The 19,292-nt window shown below is 27.4% G+C and carries 18 protein-coding genes; 14 read left to right on the forward strand and 4 right to left on the reverse strand.

Annotated elements, in window-relative coordinates; genetic code table 11:
- Window positions 1-235: 235 nt before the first annotated feature.
- Window positions 236-532, reverse strand: coding sequence for a hypothetical protein (locus AACH12_RS01790; protein WP_338536373.1), 297 nt, complete (start codon window positions 530-532; stop codon window positions 236-238).
- Between the two features lie 168 nt (window positions 533-700).
- Between AACH12_RS01790 and AACH12_RS01795 the strand changes: the two genes are divergently transcribed.
- A complete protein-coding gene (locus AACH12_RS01795; protein WP_338536374.1) occupies window positions 701-2,305 on the forward strand; it encodes an ATP-binding protein in 1,605 nt (534 codons plus the stop codon).
- Between the two features lie 93 nt (window positions 2,306-2,398).
- Here the strand turns inward: AACH12_RS01795 and AACH12_RS01800 are convergent, their stop codons facing one another.
- Together AACH12_RS01800 and AACH12_RS01805 are read right to left on the reverse strand one after the other, a co-directional pair.
- The gene (locus tag AACH12_RS01800; protein ID WP_338536375.1) at window positions 2,399-2,965 is read right to left on the reverse strand and encodes an HD domain-containing protein; all 567 of its coding nucleotides are present in this window, start codon (window positions 2,963-2,965) and stop codon (window positions 2,399-2,401) included.
- Window positions 2,966-3,017: 52 nt separating this feature from the next.
- Window positions 3,018-4,256: a BREX system ATP-binding domain-containing protein gene (locus AACH12_RS01805; protein WP_338536376.1), complete on the reverse strand. Its 1,239-nt coding sequence runs from the start codon at window positions 4,254-4,256 to the stop codon at window positions 3,018-3,020.
- Window positions 4,257-4,382: 126 nt separating this feature from the next.
- Between AACH12_RS01805 and AACH12_RS01810 the strand changes: the two genes are divergently transcribed.
- From AACH12_RS01810 to AACH12_RS01865, 12 genes are all read left to right on the forward strand, one after another.
- Window positions 4,383-5,582, forward strand: coding sequence for a BaiN/RdsA family NAD(P)/FAD-dependent oxidoreductase (locus AACH12_RS01810; protein ID WP_338536377.1), 1,200 nt, complete (start codon window positions 4,383-4,385; stop codon window positions 5,580-5,582).
- A gap of 122 nt (window positions 5,583-5,704) precedes the next feature.
- Complete coding sequence (locus AACH12_RS01815; RefSeq protein WP_338536378.1) at window positions 5,705-5,926, forward strand: FeoA family protein; 222 nt, start codon at window positions 5,705-5,707, stop codon at window positions 5,924-5,926.
- A gap of 112 nt (window positions 5,927-6,038) precedes the next feature.
- A complete protein-coding gene (feoB, locus tag AACH12_RS01820) occupies window positions 6,039-8,009 on the forward strand; it encodes a ferrous iron transport protein B (RefSeq protein WP_338536379.1) in 1,971 nt (656 codons plus the stop codon).
- 46 nt (window positions 8,010-8,055) lie between these two features.
- A complete protein-coding gene (locus tag AACH12_RS01825) occupies window positions 8,056-8,220 on the forward strand; it encodes a FeoB-associated Cys-rich membrane protein (RefSeq protein WP_338536380.1) in 165 nt (54 codons plus the stop codon).
- 152 nt (window positions 8,221-8,372) lie between these two features.
- Window positions 8,373-9,263 carry a DMT family transporter gene (locus AACH12_RS01830; RefSeq protein WP_338536381.1) on the forward strand — a complete coding sequence of 297 codons (891 nt, stop codon included), beginning with the start codon at window positions 8,373-8,375 and terminating at the stop codon, window positions 9,261-9,263.
- A gap of 146 nt (window positions 9,264-9,409) precedes the next feature.
- Window positions 9,410-11,617 carry a hypothetical protein gene (locus AACH12_RS01835; RefSeq protein WP_338536382.1) on the forward strand — a complete coding sequence of 736 codons (2,208 nt, stop codon included), beginning with the start codon at window positions 9,410-9,412 and terminating at the stop codon, window positions 11,615-11,617.
- On the forward strand, window positions 11,614-11,862 hold the full coding sequence (locus AACH12_RS01840) for a hypothetical protein (RefSeq protein WP_338536383.1): 249 nt from the start codon (window positions 11,614-11,616) through the stop codon (window positions 11,860-11,862). Before AACH12_RS01835 ends, AACH12_RS01840 begins: the two co-directional genes overlap by 4 nt.
- Window positions 11,852-12,295, forward strand: a complete 444-nt coding sequence (locus AACH12_RS01845) for a YaaR family protein (protein WP_338536384.1) — start codon at window positions 11,852-11,854, stop codon at window positions 12,293-12,295. Before AACH12_RS01840 ends, AACH12_RS01845 begins: the two co-directional genes overlap by 11 nt.
- A 558-nt stretch (window positions 12,296-12,853) precedes the next feature.
- Window positions 12,854-13,861 (forward strand): aspartate--ammonia ligase, encoded by a 1,008-nt coding sequence (asnA, locus tag AACH12_RS01850; RefSeq protein WP_338536385.1) that lies wholly within the window; start codon window positions 12,854-12,856, stop codon window positions 13,859-13,861.
- Window positions 13,862-14,116: 255 nt separating this feature from the next.
- Window positions 14,117-15,391, forward strand: a complete 1,275-nt coding sequence (kynU, locus tag AACH12_RS01855; RefSeq protein WP_338536386.1) for a kynureninase — start codon at window positions 14,117-14,119, stop codon at window positions 15,389-15,391.
- A gap of 27 nt (window positions 15,392-15,418) precedes the next feature.
- Complete coding sequence (locus AACH12_RS01860; protein WP_338536387.1) at window positions 15,419-15,775, forward strand: MmcQ/YjbR family DNA-binding protein; 357 nt, start codon at window positions 15,419-15,421, stop codon at window positions 15,773-15,775.
- A 22-nt stretch (window positions 15,776-15,797) separates the two neighbouring features.
- On the forward strand, window positions 15,798-16,982 hold the full coding sequence (locus tag AACH12_RS01865; RefSeq protein WP_338536388.1) for an agmatine deiminase family protein: 1,185 nt from the start codon (window positions 15,798-15,800) through the stop codon (window positions 16,980-16,982).
- Between the two features lie 20 nt (window positions 16,983-17,002).
- Here AACH12_RS01865 and AACH12_RS01870 read toward each other — a convergent pair whose 3' ends face one another.
- Window positions 17,003-17,491 (reverse strand): thioredoxin family protein, encoded by a 489-nt coding sequence (locus AACH12_RS01870; RefSeq protein ID WP_338536389.1) that lies wholly within the window; start codon window positions 17,489-17,491, stop codon window positions 17,003-17,005.
- 349 nt (window positions 17,492-17,840) lie between these two features.
- Here AACH12_RS01870 and AACH12_RS01875 point away from each other — a divergent pair, with 349 nt between their 5' ends.
- Window positions 17,841-19,145, forward strand: a complete 1,305-nt coding sequence (locus tag AACH12_RS01875; protein WP_338534762.1) for an IS110 family RNA-guided transposase — start codon at window positions 17,841-17,843, stop codon at window positions 19,143-19,145.
- Window positions 19,146-19,292: the final 147 nt, after the last annotated feature.

Consider the following 19,292-nt stretch of genomic DNA (forward strand, 5'->3'; position numbering starts at 1 on the left):
AAAAAACTAGCAAAAAATAAATAATAAGGGAAAGTTCCTTCCAGCTGAATTTGCTGGTGAAGCTTTCAACTATGCAGTTAAAAAAACTGGCAAAAAATAAAAAATAACGGAAAGCGCCTTCCAGCCGATTTTGCTGGTGAAGCTTTCAACTATGCAGTAAAAAAACTAGCAAAAAATAAATAATAAGGGAAAGCGCCTCCCAGCTGAATTTGCTGGTGAAGCTTTCCCTTATTATTTATTTTTTATTCATTTGTGACATAAAAGCCATAGCCATTTCAAGTGCTTTAACTAACTCTTCTTTAACGAGTGTCATTGACTCTTCTTCAGTTCCTTCTTTAACAGTAAGGCGGATTATATTTTTACCAATTTCTAGTTGTATGAAATTTTCTTTTAGTATTTTTTCAGCGCCTTCTTTTAACATCTTTTTATTATCAGCTTCCGTTAGATAACTAATAAATTGATCTTGAATTGCCACAAGAATTCTTTTGTTTTCATCTAGCTTTATGTACTTTACAAACATATTCATTTCCATAATATCACTCCTATTTATATTTCTTTTTATTAAAAAATCATTAATACTTATAACTAACTAAGTATAGCATGAAAATATGAATAATTTTTTAATAAAATGATTATTAGGTATTTTCTTGGTGTATATATATTAAGTAGGCAATAAAATATATAGAATGGAGTGAACCCTTTGATAGAAATCGAAGAAGATCTAGTAAAAAAGAATGACAATTGGGAGATTTATTTAGTCGGATTAAGTGAATTAAATAAGAAGAATATCAGTGACAAACTTGAAACTAAAAAATATTTAAACAAAGATTTTTTAGTTAGAGATATTAATAATGAAAGTATATATGATGAAATAGGTAAATATTATCCGGCTGTTATTATTATTGAATTAACTGAATATCATAAAAAAAATAATTTATGTCTTGATATCATTAAATATATTAGAAGGAAAATTAAAAATAATTGTACTCAAATATTAATTAGTTTAAGCGAAGATAGTGAATTAATTGAAAGTGATGTAATTATAGAATATGATATTAATGGTATTATAAAACATGGCGATTTATTAAATGAAAATTTATTTATCTCTATTATTTCATCAATAAAAACGTATAAAGTTATGTTTGAACTTGGAGAATCTAGGAAAAAACTTTTGAAAGCACATAAAAAACTGATTGAAAACAATCAATTTAAAAGCAATTTTTTTGCTAAAATGAGTCATGAAATAAGAACACCTTTAAATGGTATTATGCTGACAACAGAATTATTAAAAGAAGAGAATTTAAGCGTTGAAGTTAAAGAATATGCTGATCTAATAGATAAATCAACTAAAAGATTACTTCCAATAATTAATAATATTTTAGATTATTCTAAATTGGAAGTAGGAAAATTAAAAGTTAATAATAAAATTTTTAATATTAAAGATGAATTTATAGAGCTAGTTAATAATTTTAGATTAAGTGCGGAATATAAGAATATAGAACTCTACTATTCATTAGATTTAGAAATGGACAAATCTCTTATTGGAGATGTAGGTAAGTTCAGGCAAATACTTACAAATTTATTAAGTAATGCATTAAAATTTACAGATAAGGGTAAAATTTCTATTGAATGCAAAAAAATATCAAGTAATAAAAAAAATGAACTTTATAGATTTTCGATTGAAGATTCAGGAATAGGTATTCCAAGTGAGAAAATAAATAAAATATTTAATTTGTTTGAGCAAATTGATTCAGATAGAAAGGGAACGGGGCTAGGACTCGCTATTTGCAAAGAATTAGTTTCGCTAATGGGAGGGAATATTAGAGTAGAGAGTTACTACGGAGTAGGAAGCAAGTTTGTGTTTGATTTACCATTTAAAGTTAATGAAAAAATTGATATTGATGAAAAAGAAGTAAAAATTTACAAACCAAATTACTACAATATGAATAAAATTCTTATTGCAGATGATGATGAGTGTAGTATTAAAGTACTTAAAAAGTTACTTGAAAAAATAGGTATAGCGTCTGATGTTGCATCTGATGGTTATGAGGTGATTGAAAAATTAGAAAAACATGATTATAAAATGATACTTATGGATATTGAAATGCCAAGATTAAATGGATATGAGGCAACGGATATAATTAGAAAAGACATGATGAATTATACTATACCTATAATTGCAATTTCTGCATATGCAAATAAAAAGAATTATGAAGAAGCCTTAATAAAAGGTCTTAATGGATATGTTGTTAAACCGATAATTCACACAGAATTAATTGAAATTATAGATAAATATATTAGATAAAGATTTTTTTTACCAAAATAAAAATATAATCTATAGAAAATTATTAATATTTTTTATAGATTATATTTTTTATTTTAAAGATAGAATACTTTATTAAATTAAACTTAAATTTATTTTGACTAGTTCTTTTTCTCTTTCAGATAAAGAGTTAATAATTATTTGTATGTGTTCGGTAATTTCTATTCCAAGTTCTTCAGCGCTCATAAGTATTTGATCCCTATCAACAGCACGAGCAAAAGCTTTATCTTTTAATTTTTTCTTAATAGATTTTACTTTTAATCCTTCAAATTTGGTTGGTCTTACCAAAACGCAAGCTATAACAAAGCTTGAAAGTTCATCGACTGCATAAAGAGTTCTTGCCATTTTTGTAAGCCTAGGTGTATTCATAGAATCTACATGGCCCATTACTGCATTTATTAAACTTTCGGGATAGCCTTCTTTTTTTAGTATTTTAATTCCTTCTTCAGGATGTTTATCGGGATATTTTTCATAATCTAAATCGTGAAGAAGTCCTACAATTCCCCAATATTCAACATCTTCTCCAAAATGTTTTGCGTATCCTCTCATACTAGCTTCAACAGCCAATGCATGTTTAATCAAGCTGTTTGATTCAACATGTTCATATAAAAGTGATATTGCTTTTTCTCTATTTTTTTTCATAATAAACCTCCACTTGCATTTCAAACTTCAAGGAACAAAATTTTACTAGAAGCTAAGAAATTAATGTGTTTTTAAAAATGTATTTTCCATTTGATTTTGAGATTGCTAGGTTTTTCTTATACAATTGATTATTTGGATTTTCAGAAACAACGTCAAGTATTTCTATATATTTTATTACAAAAAGTCTGATCGATAAGTTATTTATATCATACCCTTCTTTTTGATATGTAAGCAGCACCCAATTTTTTAAAGATTCTGCAGAAGTTTTCATTTCAAGAGGGTAAACTCTTGAGTAGACTTCCGCTATTTTTTCTGCTAATAATTTAAAATCAAGAAATGATAAGGGCGTTAATTTCATAATGGTACTTCTATAAGAAGTAAAATTATCTGTACCCGTATTTATACCAAGTCTCTGTGATAATGCAGGATATGATTTGAAACCTTTTTCTTCATCGTATAATAAAGTGTTAGTTGTGGTTAAAGCTAAGAATGTCTTTTCAATTTCGGAAGAAGAAATTAGGTCAATTAGTAACCTTAAATTTTGATAAGACGCGTTTCTTATAGTTATATTTTCATTTATTAGCAAGTCAAATTCATCTATTAATATTACTAACCCTTTATAACCCATTAAATCAATTAATTTTATAAATGCTTTTAAAAAATCAAGAGAATTCAAGTTATTAATTTGACCGACTAGATTTATTTCTTGTTTTAATTCGTATGGAATATTTTTTTCACCTGTAATCCATTCCATAATAGTGTTGGATATTTTTGTTTTCTTTTGAATTTTTGCTCTTATATAAGTTAAAAAAGCTCTAGCAAAAGCGCTATTATATCTTTCAAGTTCACCTACTACATAAGAAATTTCTTTTGAAGCACTACCTTTAAAAGGTGAATTTTGTAAATTGTTAATCCAAAGATTAAATAAATCATCAAAAGAAGTGTTTAAGCCTTCTCGTGATTTAACAAATAAATTATGCATTAAATTATAATAGAAATCATTTAAATTATTTAAATTGAATCCTTTTTTTATGTGAATATAGGATACAATAAAATCTTTATTTAATGCTTCTTTTTTTAGCATGTTTAAAAGAAATGTTTTTCCGCTTCCGTAGCTGCCAGAAATAACTTTAACTTCACTTACACCTTTAGAAGTGTTTGTTAAACATTTGTTAAGTTCGTTAATTTCTTTATCTCTGCCGGTTTCAAGTGGATTAATATGAATGAAAGGAACAACACCCATTTTATATGAATTTAGAATTTTTATATATTCTTTACTATTGTAATCCAAAAAATCACTCCAAAACTTATTGGTCATTATGTTATAAAATTATTATAACACTTTTTTATAATGTACTCCAAAAGTTATAGTATAATAATAGATAAATATAGAATAATAATTAAAAAGAAGGTAAATATGATGTATGATGTAATAATAATAGGTGGAGGAGCAGCGGGTGTTTTTTTAATGAATTTATTAAAACATAAGAATGTACTACTTATTGAAAAAGAGAACAAATTAGCAAAAAAACTACTTATATCAGGAAAAATGCAATGTAATTACACTCACGGTGGCGATATAAAAGAGTTTTACGAAAAATATGGGAAAAAAAGATCTTTTGTAAAAAAAGCTTTATATAATTTTTCAAATGAAAAAACTATTGAATATATGAGAGGACTTGGATTGGAATCAATTGTTAGAACTGATGGAAAAGTATTTCCTAAATCTCTAAATTCTAATGATGTCTTAAATGCATTAATTAATAATGTTAATACTAGTAAAATAAAACTTTCTGAAAATGTATTTAAAATTGAGAAAAAAAAAGACTCTTTTATTGTTGAAACTAATAAAGATAGATATATTTCCAAGAGTATTGTAATTGCAACAGGTGGTAAATCATACGCTCTAACAGGTTCAAGTGGCGATGGATACAAATTTGCAAAAGAATTTGACATAAAAGTTACAAATTTAAAACCAGCATTAACACCAGTTTATATAGATAACTTTGATTTGATTACTTACGCTGGAATAGCATTTAAAGATATTAATATTGAGCTTTTTTGTGGAGATAAGTTAAAAAATGAGATAAATGGAAGTCTATTAATTACCCACAAAGGATTTTCTGGTCCGGTAATTTTAGATAACTCAAGATATTTTGATTCTGGAGATATATTAAAAATAAATTTTTCTAAAATGACAAGTGAAAAATTTGAAAAAAAAATAATTAAGGAATCAAATGAAAATGGTAAAAAATTATTAATTACCTTTATGCGTGAAAATATAAAAAGTAGTAGATTGTGTGAATATATACTTGATAAGGCTAAAATTAAAAAGGATATAAAACTTTCTGAAATAACAAAAAAAGTTAGAAAAAACATTGTTAAATATTCGACTAAAATAACCTATAAAATAAAAAATATTGGTGATTATAATATTGCTATGACAACAAGTGGCGGAGTGGATCTTAGTGAGATTAATTCTAAAACAATGCAAGTAAAAAAAATTAATGGCTTGTACTTTATAGGAGAAGTACTTGACGTAGATGGTGATACTGGGGGATATAATATACAGTGGGCGTTTTCCAGTGCTAAATTATGTGCTAGTAATATAGAATAAAGCGTTTTAAAAAAAATTGTTAAATTCATAACTTGCTATTGACAATGACTCTCATTAGTATTACAATTAAGTTGAAGATAGATGATAATGAATATCATTTTAAAAGTCTTGGAGGTGTTATTATGCCATTAAATATGATTGATTCGGGAAAAAATGTTATTTTAAAAGGAATTACAAGAGGTTCAAGGTTAAAAAGAAAATTACAAGATATGGGATTAACACCTGGTGTTAAATTTAATGTAGTTTCAAATCATAGAAATGGTCCTATGATTGTGGATATTAGAGGAACTAGATTGGCTCTTGGTAGAGGTGTAGTTTCGAAAATTTTAGTTGATGAGTTTTAGTTTTAATTAAACTAATTATTATATACTATTAATCTTTTGTTATAACTTTAGATTTTTAGTATTTTTTATGCAAAATATGTGAGAATGATTCTCAAAATACAGAGGTGTGTTAATGGATAATATTAAATTAGCTTTATTAGGTAATCCTAATTCAGGAAAAACAACTTTATTTAATGCTCTTACAGGTGCGAATCATTATGTTGGTAACTGGGCGGGAGTAACAGTTGAAAAAAAAGAAGGAAATCTTAAATATAAGGATAATGAAATAGTGGTTACTGATCTCCCAGGTATTTATAGCATTTCTCCTTATTCCATGGAAGAAAAAATATCTAGAAATTTTATAATAAATGAAGGATGCGATATTGTTATTAATATTGTTGACGCTTCCTTTATTGAAAGAAATTTACTTTTAACACTTCAACTCTTAGAACTAAGAAGGCCCATGATAATAGCGCTTAATATGATGGATGAAGCAGAAAAGAAAAACATTAAAATAAATGTAAAAAAACTGTCTGAATTGATGGGCATTCCAGTTGTTCCTATTATAGCGAAAGATGAACATGGAATAGATGTTCTTTTAGAAACTATTGTTAATTACAATTATGACAAGAAAAGTGATTTTTTGATTCAATATGAAAAAATAGTAGAAAATGAAATTGATAATATTGCTCAAAGGCTTGAAAAACATGATTTAAAACATTATGAAAAAAGATGGCTTTCTTTAAAACTTCTTGAAAAAGATGAAGAACTTATTGATATATATCCAAATTTTAATGAAGATAAGGAAGTTGATTTTGAAGAGATAATAACTAAAACGAAGTTTGATTATATAGATTCGCTTCTAAAAAAAAGCACAAAAATTCCGGAAATTAAATTTGATGAAAAAAGTAATTTTGTAGATAAAATACTTTTAAATAGATTTTTAGGAATACCTATTTTTATGGCTATGATGGCTTTTGTATTTTATTTGACTTTTAATGTGGGCGGAATATTTCAAAATTGGTTAGATATATTTTTTAGTAGCTTTCTTTCAAATGGAGTCACAAGTATATTGACTTCACTAGGTGTTTCAAGTTTAGTAATTTCTCTTATTGTTGATGGGATAATAGCAGGTGTTGGTGGAGTTCTTTCCTTTGTACCTAACATTGCAATATTATTTTTAGCTATTTCAGTACTTGAAGACTCTGGTTATATGGCAAGAGTTGCTCTTATAATGGATAAATGGATGGTGAAAGTTGGTCTAAGTGGTAAAGCTTTTATACCTATGATATTAGGCTTTGGATGTAATGTTCCAGCAATTATGAGTACACGTTCGCTCGAAAATGAAAAAGATAGATTGCTTGCAATACTAATTAATCCATTTATGTCATGTGGTGCTCGTTTTCCAGTGTATGTATTATTTTCATCTATATTTTTTCCAGGTTATGAAACATTAGTTATGTTTTCTCTTTATGCACTAGGAGTGGTAATGGCACTGGTTTTTGCATATATTTTTAGAAGAACATTATTTAAAGGTGAACCAACTCCCTTTATTATGGAACTTCCGCCTTATAGAATTCCAACTTTAAAAGCACTTTATATCCATGTTTGGGAAAAGGTAAAAGATTATATTACAAAAGCTGGAACGGTTATTTTTGGTGCGGCAGTAGTTCTTTGGATCTTGTTAAATTTTAACTTTACAGGATTAGTACCAGTTGGAGAAAGTTTTGGAGCAAGTATAGGTAAATTGATTGCACCATTATTTATTCCACTTGGTTTTGGAAATTGGCAATCTGCACTTTCACTTTTGTCTGGTGTAGCAGCAAAGGAAGTAGTTGTAGCTAATATGTCTATATTATTTGGTGGTGCAGATGCTAGTATGGACGTTTTAAAAATTAATTTAAGTGGTTATTTTACTCAGCTTTCAGCATATTCTTTTATGGTTTTTGTATTACTATATACTCCTTGTATAGCGGTAATCGCTGTTATAAAGAGAGAAACAAATTCATGGAAGTGGACAGGATTTAGTGTGGTTTATCAAATTATAGTAGCATGGTTTAGTGCCATGTTAGTATATCAAATAGGAAGTTTATTTATTGCTTAGAAACATTATTGTATTTTTAATATGCAATTAAAAAGGAAGTGTTATTATGATAGGTACAATGATTAGTATTTTTATTGTAGTAGTTATATTAGGGTACGCAGCCTATACAATATATAATAATATAAAACTTCAATCAAAAGGAAAATGTGTAGGATGCTCTAAAGATTGTGGAACATGTAATATTGCTGAAGAATATATAAAAAAAGACTAGTTTGTATTTATTAATAATTCTAATAGTATAGTTGCTTATGCGACTATACTATTTTTTTGCTTTAATAAAAAACACTGACAAAAAAAATTAGGGTATGCTATAATTTAACTTGTTAGAATTGTAGTTAAATAACAAAGTATATGGAGATTATTATGAGTGATAAAAAAATTGGTTCAATAGCAATGCTTATAACAGTAATAATTTGGGGAGTTTCATTTGTAAATATTAAGGTAGCTGTAGCGGTGCTTCCTCCAATGACACTTGGTTTTCTTAGATTTTTATTAGCGAGTTTTCTTTTATTTATTTTTGTAAAAGTTAAGAAACAAAATTTATTTATTAATCGTAAAGATTATTACTTATTAGTTATAGCGGGAGCGATTGGAATAACTGCGTATTTTTATTTTGAAAATAATGGAGTAAAGATTACAACGGCTTCTATTGCTTCTTTAGTAATAGCTTCCATTCCTGTACTTTCAACAATTGCAGAGAGTGTAATATATAAAACAAAAATCACTTTTAAAAAATGGATGTGTTTAGTATTATCTATAATAGGAGTCTTACTAATAGTTGGTTTTGATTTTAAAGAACTTGTTTCATCCGGTTTTGCTAGAGGATACATTATGATGTTTATGGCAGCCATTACAGCGGTAATTTATGCAGTAGTTACAAAACCCTTGTTTAAAAAATATAATCAACTTTCTATTGTTTTTTATCAGTCTCTTATAGGAACTATATTTTTTATACCCTTTGCTGCAATTGAAAAGACAAATTGGTCTTTAGTTGATAGTAAAATTATATTAAATGTTTTAGCGCTTGGAGTATTTGCGTCTGCTATGGCTTTTTATCTTAATTTAGTTGGTTTAAAGCATCTTGGAATATCTAGATCAGCTGTGTATTTAAATATTATTCCAATTGTTTCAGTTGTTGTTTCAATGATTTTTTTAGGCGAAACGATTACATTAATGCAATTAATTGGTGGAATTTTGGTTATTATATCAGTTTATCTTATTAATAAAGTTGACGTAAAACACTTAGGGGTTTAATAGTAATAGATTTTAAACAATAATCCAAAAGACATATAAGCTTTTAAAAAGCTTATATGTCTTTTTTGCATAAATTAAGTAACAATTATTAAAATAGAACCGATATAGTAATTAGATAAAATCGTTTAATTATAGAGGTGGATATAATGAAAATTGCAAATAGCTTTTTAAATAAATTAAATATATTAAACTCTGAAAACAAAAATAATTCTGCAAAGAAAAATATAGATAGTGATAGCAGTTTTAAGTATAAAGATATTATAAATAATTTACAGAGTGAAAAACAAAGCGGCATAAAAGAAGCGCTTAGAAAAATGGATAGAGCAAATATAAGCGTTGATAAAACAAGTGCAAATGAAGTAAATAATTTTTTGAAAAATTCTAAAGGCTCTTTGGAGTCAAAGCTTAAAACTATTGATATGGCAATTTCAAAAGATGTTGATTTAACAGAAAAAAATCTTAGTTCAATGAACTCGGCTATAAACAGTGAAGCAAATAAAGCTGACATGATTGAGAGTTTAACTAATAGTAGTAGTGAAGATATTGCTAATTTAAAAAATGATGATGCTATAAAAGCGGTAAATAAATTAAATTTAGATGATAATATAAAAGAAAAAATTATATCAGAAATTAAAAACGGGTCTTCTTTAAAAGAGGCAACTGTAAAAGTATTAGAAAGTGAATATGGTCTTAAAATAGATCTTAAAGGTGAAATGAATATACTTATCAATGATTCAGGAAAAGAATCAAAAATTATATCGTTTAAAGATATGCTAAAACTAGTAAAAAGACTTGAAAAACTTAAAAGTATTGTAGATTCATTTGATATGGAAAAACTTAAAAAATTAATAGTAAACTCGAATATAACTAGTGATAAATTAATAAAAAGCTTAGATAAAATAATTAGCTTAAGTGAAAGTAATACTAAAATCTTAGAAAATAGTAAGGGTGATTTATTAAAAAACGAAGTTAATATTATCTTAAATGGATTAAAAAATATTAGTGATGATGTAAATTTGATAGTTAAAGAGACAGAAAATAAGTTAGATTCTATAGGAGAAAATAAAGAATTAGATAATATTGAGAATATGTATAATAATGACGAAACTAAGGAAAATGACTTTAATATCAAAGAAAATGAATTAGAAAAGAATTTAGAAAACATTGAAAATTTTATAGATGAGATTAATAATTTAATTGCTGATGATAGTAATGTACTTAATAATTTTATAGATGAAAGTAATCTTGAGAGAAAATCTGATGTAAAAATGTTTCTTAGAAAAGAGATAACAGCAAAAATAATAGAAGTTAAAGACGAGTTTCAAAAGAGCAAATCTTTAATATCAGATAATCTTGAAAAAGCAGTTAATTCAAACGCTACAAGTAAAGAAAAAATAACTGATATTATATCGAAAGCTATTGAAAAACTTGATAATATAGTTATGAAAAGCGATATAAATCTTTATACAAGCATGAAAAATGAAAGAGATTTAATAAAAATGTCAAGTGATCTTAGTGATGCTTTAAAATATCTAAATAAAGGTGATAAAGCAAAATCTCTAAGTATTATTAAAAATGTAAAAAAAAGCATAGATAAGATTATTTTTGATCCTTCAATTAAGAGAGTAGAAGTTCAACTTAACTTAAAAGCTAAAGAGTTATTAAGTAAACAAAATATAGAAACTACTCTGAATACTAAAAATGAAGTTGGTGCTAGAGAGATTGTTGAATTAATGCGCTCACTTGGTTTGAATCACGAATACGAAGTTAGTGAAAAAATGTACTATAATAAAGACATGGTAGACAATCTTGAAATTAAGGATAATCTTAAAATGGCTCTTTTAAAAATATTAAGTGATGAAAAACTTAGTAACACTATTGTTGAATCAGCTAAAGAGATGCTAGGAGATTTAACAGGCGAGCAGCTTCTAAATAAAAACAATCTCAATGCTCAAAAAGAAACGCTTATTTTCAATATTCCAATTACACTTTATGAAAAAAAAGAAAATGTGAAAATGTATGTCAACTCAAATAAAAAAGGTGGGAGAATTGATTGGAAAAACTGCAGTTTATATTTTGTGTTAGACTTACAAAGATACGGAGAAACTGGTATAAAAATTGATATTAATGATAAAAATATTAATGTTACAGTTAGTAATGATAATGACGAAATTGTTTCAAAAGTAGATCCACTTGTAGATAATTTGTTTAATGAATTTAAAAGTGTAGGCTTTAATCCTGTCAAAATTAATTATAAAAAACTTAATATAGTAAATAAAGATAATAAAAAAAATAATACAAAAACTGAAGAAAAAATACAAGCTAAAAACGAAGGATTTGATTTTAAAATATGATTAAAAGAAAGAATGATATAAATGAATATCTAAAAACAGATAAATACGATATGGAAGGAATCGCTGAAACTCTGATTAAAGATACAAAAGATAAGAAGATAGCTATAGAAGAGGATAAAAAAACTTTGAAAAATCAAATTGGAACTGACCTTAGAGAAAATATACCATCACAGCTATTTTCAGTTGTTTCAAGCATTATAAACATGATTTCAAAAATAGATGAGGTTACTAAACATGAAGATTAGTAAGACGAAAAAAGCAAAAGGTGTAGGTAAAAATACTAAAGCTAAGGCAAAAAAAACAGTGCCTTCAATTAGTTTTATAGAAGTTCTTAGTGCAAAAGAAGATGATGATGCAAGAGAGAAACTTGAAGAAATTCTTGATGTAATCGAAGAAAAAGGAAAAAATCTTTACGAAAAACGAACTGTTGAATCGCTATTAGATTATAAAAAGATGGTAAAAAGCTTTATTGAAGAAGCTGTAGAATTTGGGTTAAAAATTGAAGAAAAAAGAGGATTCTCAAGAGGTGGAAGAGGGAGAATACTTAGAACGGTATCAAATATAGATTCGAAATTAACTCAGTTAACGGATGCTATACTAAAAAAAGAGAAGAAACAAATAAATTTATTAGAAAAAATTGGTGAAATACAGGGGCTATTAGTTAGTATTTATTTATAATATCAAAAAACAATTTTTTTATAGAATTTATGTATAAGTAATGTGCAGTTTTTATCGTACGTAAAATTAAATTTTTATTCAAAAAAATCATTGACAAATAATTTAATTTGATCTAGAATGTAAAACAACATAAGAGTTATTAAAAGCGATGACGAGAAGAGTAAGAATACACTTATTGATTAAGCGAGCTAGTGAGGGTGAGAGTCTAGTATCAATAGTATTTCTGAAGAACATCTTTGAGCAGCTGATCGAAATCTTAATTGAGAGTAGACTCAGACGGAAACCAACCGTTAGAATGGGTACAGTATCGACTTTGGTCCGTACTGATTAAGAAACTATTACGTAATGTATGGGTGGTATAACGAAGTTTATCTTTCGTCCCTAGTGGATGAGAGATTTTTTGTTTTTGTCCTAAGGTAATAGTTCTTAATCCCAAGTAAACTATATTCTTCGTTTTGATCAAACGTATTAAAAGAATAAAACTTATTTGCATGCAAATTATAAATATTATTATTGGTTGGATTAAGACTAACAAAACATTATTTTAGGAGGATTATTATGTCAAAATTATTTGTACCAAAAGATTACAAAGCAACACTTGGATTATTAGAAACTGAAATAGCTATAAAAGAAATTAAAGATTTTTTTCAAGTAAAATTAGCAGAAGAGCTTAATTTAAAAAGAGTTTCAGCACCTTTATTTGTTAGACCTGAAACTGGACTTAATGATAACTTAAATGGAACAGAAAGAGCTGTAGGTTTTGATATTCCAGATGCAAAAAGTACTGTTCAAATTGTTCATTCTCTTGCAAAGTGGAAGAGAATGGCACTATATAGATATAAGTTTAATGTTGGAGAAGGTCTTTATACTGATATGAATGCAATAAGACGTGATGAAGAACTAGATAATCTACATTCTGTATATGTTGACCAGTGGGACTGGGAAAAAATAATTAGAAAAGAAGATAGAACAGAAGAAAAATTAAAAGAAATTGTTAAAGGCATTTACAAAGTTTTTAAGGAAACAGGTAAATACGTGCATTCTTTGTATCCTAAAATTGGTGAGACTCTGCCAGACGATATTTTCTTTATTACTACTCAAGAACTTGAAGATAAATATCCCGAAATGACTCCAAAAGAAAGAGAAGATATAATAACAAAAGAAAAAAAAGCAGTCTTTATTATGAAAATTGGTGGTGCATTAGTTTCTGGAGATAAACATGATGGACGTGCACCTGACTACGATGATTGGGAGCTAAATGGGGATATTATTTTCTGGAATCCGATGATGGATAGTGCATTTGAACTTTCTTCTATGGGAATTAGAGTAGATGAAAAATCTTTAGACAAACAGCTTACTATAGCAGGTTGTGATGATAGACGTGGAAGTGAATTTCATTCAATGTTACTAAATAGAGAGCTACCTTATACTGTTGGTGGTGGAATTGGACAATCAAGAATATGTATGTATTTCCTTCAAAAAGCACATATTGGAGAGGTACAAGCAAGTACTTGGCCTGAAGAAATGAAAAAAGAATGTAAAAAAGTAGGAATTGAGTTATTATAAAATAAAAAAAACAAATGTAAATGTGCTCCGGCGTCAGATCCAGCCGCTAGTCGCTCATTTACATTTGTTTTTTGAGCGTAAGAAATGCAATGTAAGATACGTCAGCGTCAAACCCAGTCGCGATACGTATCTTGCATTTTTTTTGAGCATATGAAGTGCAAGTTAAATATGTCAATGTAAAATGTAGGCTACGTGGAATCATAATTTTATATGTTATAATATTAATAGAATTGAATAATAAGAGGGGGAAAATAAATGTTTGATGCAACTAAAGAGTATGCTTTAAAACTTGATTTAGAAGATGAATCAAAAAAGTTTAGAGACAGGTTTTATATTCAAAATGATTTGATTTATATGGATGGAAATTCTCTGGGTATGATGTCAATTGATGCAGAAACATGTGTTAATAGAGTGCTTAACGAGTGGAAAACTCTTGCTATTAATGGTTGGTCAGACGCTAAAATTCCTTGGTTTTATTATGCTGAAGAATTGGCGAAAAAAATGAGTAAATTTATGGGAACCTCAGAAAATGAGATTATTATTCATAGTTCAGCCACAATAAATCTTCATATTGGATTATCTATATTTTATAAACCAGAAGGAATCAGAAGCAAAATAATTATGGACGAACTTAATTTTCCTTCTGATATTTATGCAGTAAAAAGCCATATTAAAAGTTTAGGATATGAAGTAGAAGAAGTGCTTGAGCTTATAAAAAGCAATGATGGTAAGACGATTAATGAAGATGATATTATAAATTCTTTTACGAATGAAATTGCGCTAGTAATTTTGCCGAGTGTTTTATACAGAAGTGGTCAGCTTTTAAATATAGAAAGAATTACAAAAGAAGCGCATAAGAAAGGAATCTATGTTCTATTTGATTTATGTCATTCTGCAGGAGCGTTTAGACATGAATTATCTAAATGGGATGTTGATTTTGCATTTTGGTGTGGATACAAATATTTTAATAATGGACCAGGTGGAGTAGCAAGTATTTATATTAATAAAAAACATTTTGATAGAGAAACCGGGCTTGCGGGTTGGTTTGGATATAAAAAAGAGAGTCAATTTGATATGAAATTAGACTTTGTTAAGTCAAAAAATGCGGGTGGTTTTCAAATAAGTACTCCACATTTACTAAGTATGGCGCCACTTGAAGGTTCTCTTAATATATTTGAAGAAGCTGGAATAGATAATTTAAGAAGTAAATCGTTAAAGCTTACGGATTATTTGATATTTTTGATTGAAAAAAAACTTAGTAAATTTGATTTTACAATAGGAACTCCAAAAGAACATTCAAGGCGTGGTGGACATGTTGCATTAGAGCATGATGACGCAATAAGAATAAATGAAGCAATTAAAAATAATAATATTATACCAGATTTTAGATTTCCAAATACAATCAGACTTGCACCGATTGCTCTATATACTTCTTTTTTTGAAGTGTGGAAAGTGGTTGATATAATAGAAAAAATTATGATGAACGAAGAATATAAAAAATTTGATGATAAAAGAAGTACAATTGCTTAATAATTTTGACTTAAAGAGGAGGTAAAAATGACTAGAGAAGACGTAGTTAAATATTTTTTAAGTAAGCCATATGCTATAGAATATTACCCATTTGATATGGTTACTGCTGTTTTTAAAGTAGGCGGGAAAATGTTTGCACTTATTAGCGATCATGAAAAAGATAGATTAAGTATTAATCTAAAAAATACACCGGAAGATAATATTGAACTTAGGGAAATGTTTAAAGAGATAATTCCAGGTTATCATATGAATAAGACTCATTGGAATACAGTCTATTTAGATGGTGAATTAGAAGAAACATTAATTAAAAGACTTATAGATGATTCTTATAATATTGTATATAAATCTCTTACAAAGAAGGTTAAAAAAGAATTAGAACTATAGGAATTTTATAAGGAGAAATTCAATGATTCATATAAACAAAATAATTACAATTTCAGTATTGATACTTATAATTTTACTAACAGTTTTGGGATGCTCTAAAAAAGAAATTTTTACTAATGAAGAAAATATTGATACTGACAATGAAGATACAAATGCTAGTAAAGAAAAAGTAGAAGTTCTAGGAAAATATAGATTGCCAGATGAAGCGGGTGAACATGAAGGAACTTGGCTTCAATGGCCCCATAATAACACTTATGGAAAAGGGTATAAAGAAGAATTAACTCCGATTTGGCTTGAAATGACAAAAAAATTAAGTGTGGGAGAAAAAGTTCATATAGTTACATATGATGAAAAAGAGGAGAAATATGTCAAAGAACTTCTTACAAATGTAAATATGGATAAAATTGATTTTAACATTTTTCAAACCGACGATGTATGGGCAAGAGATAATGGACCTATTTTTGTTTATGATACAAATAATGAACTTAAAATTATGGACTGGGGATTTAATGGTTGGGGAGAAAAAGTTCCTTATAATAAAGATCGTTTACTAAGAAGACATGTGGGTGAAAAATTAGGAATAGAAGTCATAGATTTAAATGACGTTGTAATAGAAGGTGGAGCAATTGAATTAGATGGAAATGGAAGTCTGCTTTTAACAAGGAGTGCTGTAGTTAATCCTAATAGAAATCCATTGCTAAGCGAAAAAGAGATAGAAATGTATTTAGAAGAAAATTATGGAGTTTCAAATTTTATTTGGCTTGATGGAGTAAAAGGTATGGAAATTACAGATTTTCATATAGACGGGTTTGCTAAATTTTATAATAAATCAACTTTAATTACATTATCTAAGGGTGATTTATTGGAGTGGGGAGTAAGTAAAAATGATATAGAAGTACTATTTAATGCTAAAAATAAAGATGGAATAAAATATAAATATATATATTTACCGCTTACTAAAAAAAATGTTATTCTAAAAAATGGCAAAAAATTAGGCTACAAAGGATCATATGCAAATTTCTATATAGGAAATAAAGTAATTTTAGTGCCAAATTACAATGATCCCAATGATGAAACTGCGAATGAAATAATAAGTAGCCTATATCCTAATCACAAAGTCGTAGGAATAGATGTAAGGGAGTTGTATAAATACGGTGGAATGATTCACTGCGTAACCCAACAGCAACCAATTGGTATTAGTGAGTAACTTAGTAAAAGAAAAATTATTTAGTTTTTACTAATTAAATCTACTAATTCTTCAAAAGTATTCTTAATGTATACACCTTTTCTGTAAAGCATTTTTTTTACAATTACTTCTTGCTGGGGAGAATTATTTTCAATGTTTTCTATAAATTTTGGCGTTCGGTTCCACTGCCAAAGGACAGAGTAATTTTCATCTAAGCCTACTAGAATTGGCGTAGCGATGTTAGTAAATTTATTTTTAATAATATCTTCATTAATGATTACTTTGACAACAATATTGCTATTTTTATCAAAACATTTTAATGCGTTTAAATTTACAATGCTATCAATACAAAATCTATATGCAAAAGCAATAATGTATTTTGTTTTTGATTGATTAAAATCAATATTACTACTAGTACAATAATCTTGATTTTCTTTTTCTATTTTTGCATAGTAGTGACCTTGTAAAACTGGTAGATTATTATAAAATTCTTCTAGTGACATTGAAAAATCATGTATTAGTGTTTTCATGTAAGTCTCCTTGTATAATTAGGTTAGAAATATTGCTTAAGTTTCTTGCGAATATTCTTACCTAATTCATTTATATTGTTTGTGATTAAAAATAAGTTCAACCACTTAACATACTGTAATTTTTCTATTATAGTTATCTCATAAAGAGTATATGCGTCTTCTCCTTGAATGACTCATTTCTTGAGTTTATATTCGTAACAAAGCTTGCATTATTGTGAGATTCTTTGATTTAGCTGGTTGAATTTCTCTTTGATCATAAATATTATTAGAGAATTATTCGTGTCACTTACAAGGTTAATTGACTCACTAATTATTGTTACTCTTTATTATTTTAAATGGGGGTTATTTTATGTCTAACTATTACCATTTGCCTGTTGTAGGCATTGATGTTGCTGCTAATTTTTCAGTAGTTACTGCTTTAAAACCTAATGGCGACGTATTCCGTAAGAACCTTAAAATTAGCCATACACTTGGGGGCTTCAATAAACTTCTTCTTTTTCTACAAAAAATTGAAGAAGAGTTTAACGATAGTCCCAAAGTATTTTGCGAATCCACGGGAATATATCATCTTACTCTTCTTCATTTTCTTGTTAAAAATCAGATTGATATACATGTAATAAATCCTCTGATAACTAATTCTAACAAGAATTCGAACATAAGAAAAGTAAAAACTGATAAATTAGATTCTCTTTCCATCGCAAAAATTTGTAAATTTGATAATGTAAAGACTTCAACATTCACTAGTGAGGAGTTTTTACACCTTAAACTCCTAGTTCGTGAGTATTACAAAGTTGTTGATTTAAAGGCAAATTTGAAAAAAACTTTCTCAAATAATATTTATATTAACTATCCAGGACTTCAAAATGCATTTGCTAATATAACAGGTAAGACACCTTTAATATTTATTAGAAAATATCCAACACCTAAACATCTTCTTAACGCTGAGCCCAAAGTTGTTATTGAACTTCTAACAAAGTCATCAAGACGTGGTTCTAGTTGGGCTAATAATAAATATAACAAACTTATAAAAATCGCTAATAGTGCCAATATCATTGGTATTACTCCCTTGCTTTTTGAATCTAAAGTAATACGTTTTAGCGAAAGTTTTGATTTTTATACAAATCAACTTAGAAATATTGTAGATGAAATTCACCAATATATTGACAATGCCTCTTTTGGAGAAGTATTTAAACAAAATATTAATCTTCTTAAAAGTTTCAAAGGTCTTGGTGATATAACTGCAATTACTTTGTTAGTTGAAATGGGTGATATTAATAATTTTTCTAAGCCTCAACAACTTGTAGCTTTTTTCGGTGTAGATCCTAGCGTTAATCAATCTGGCAATTTTAGCGGTGATCGCAATAAAATGTCCAAACGTGGTACTGCTATAGGTAGAAGAGCTTTGTACACAGTCGCTCTTGCTTCAATACGTACAAGTAAAAATAAAAAGCCAATAAATCTTGTTTTGTATGAATATTATCACATAGCCCTTGATAAGAAAAAGAAAAAAGTTAAACTTGTAGCTGTTATGAATAAACTACTTCGCTATATTTTTTCAATACTAAAAAATCAAAAACCATATGAAGTTAGAAATCCACTCGTCCACAAAAGGATGTTTTTAGAATCTAAACTTCATAATCCTGTTGCTGCTTAATAAATATTTTTACAGTAAATAATATTGAATGTTCATTTTTACTCGAGCATTATTTAGTATGCTCATTTTTAATAAGAACTTTTTTTATTAAATTACTTGACTATTACTAGCTGGTCTTTTAAAGTTTTTAAGAATAGTTATTGTCTA

Source organism: Helicovermis profundi (assembly GCF_033097505.1).
In the GTDB taxonomy this organism is placed as follows: Bacteria; Bacillota; Clostridia; order Peptostreptococcales; family Acidaminobacteraceae; genus Helicovermis; species Helicovermis profundi.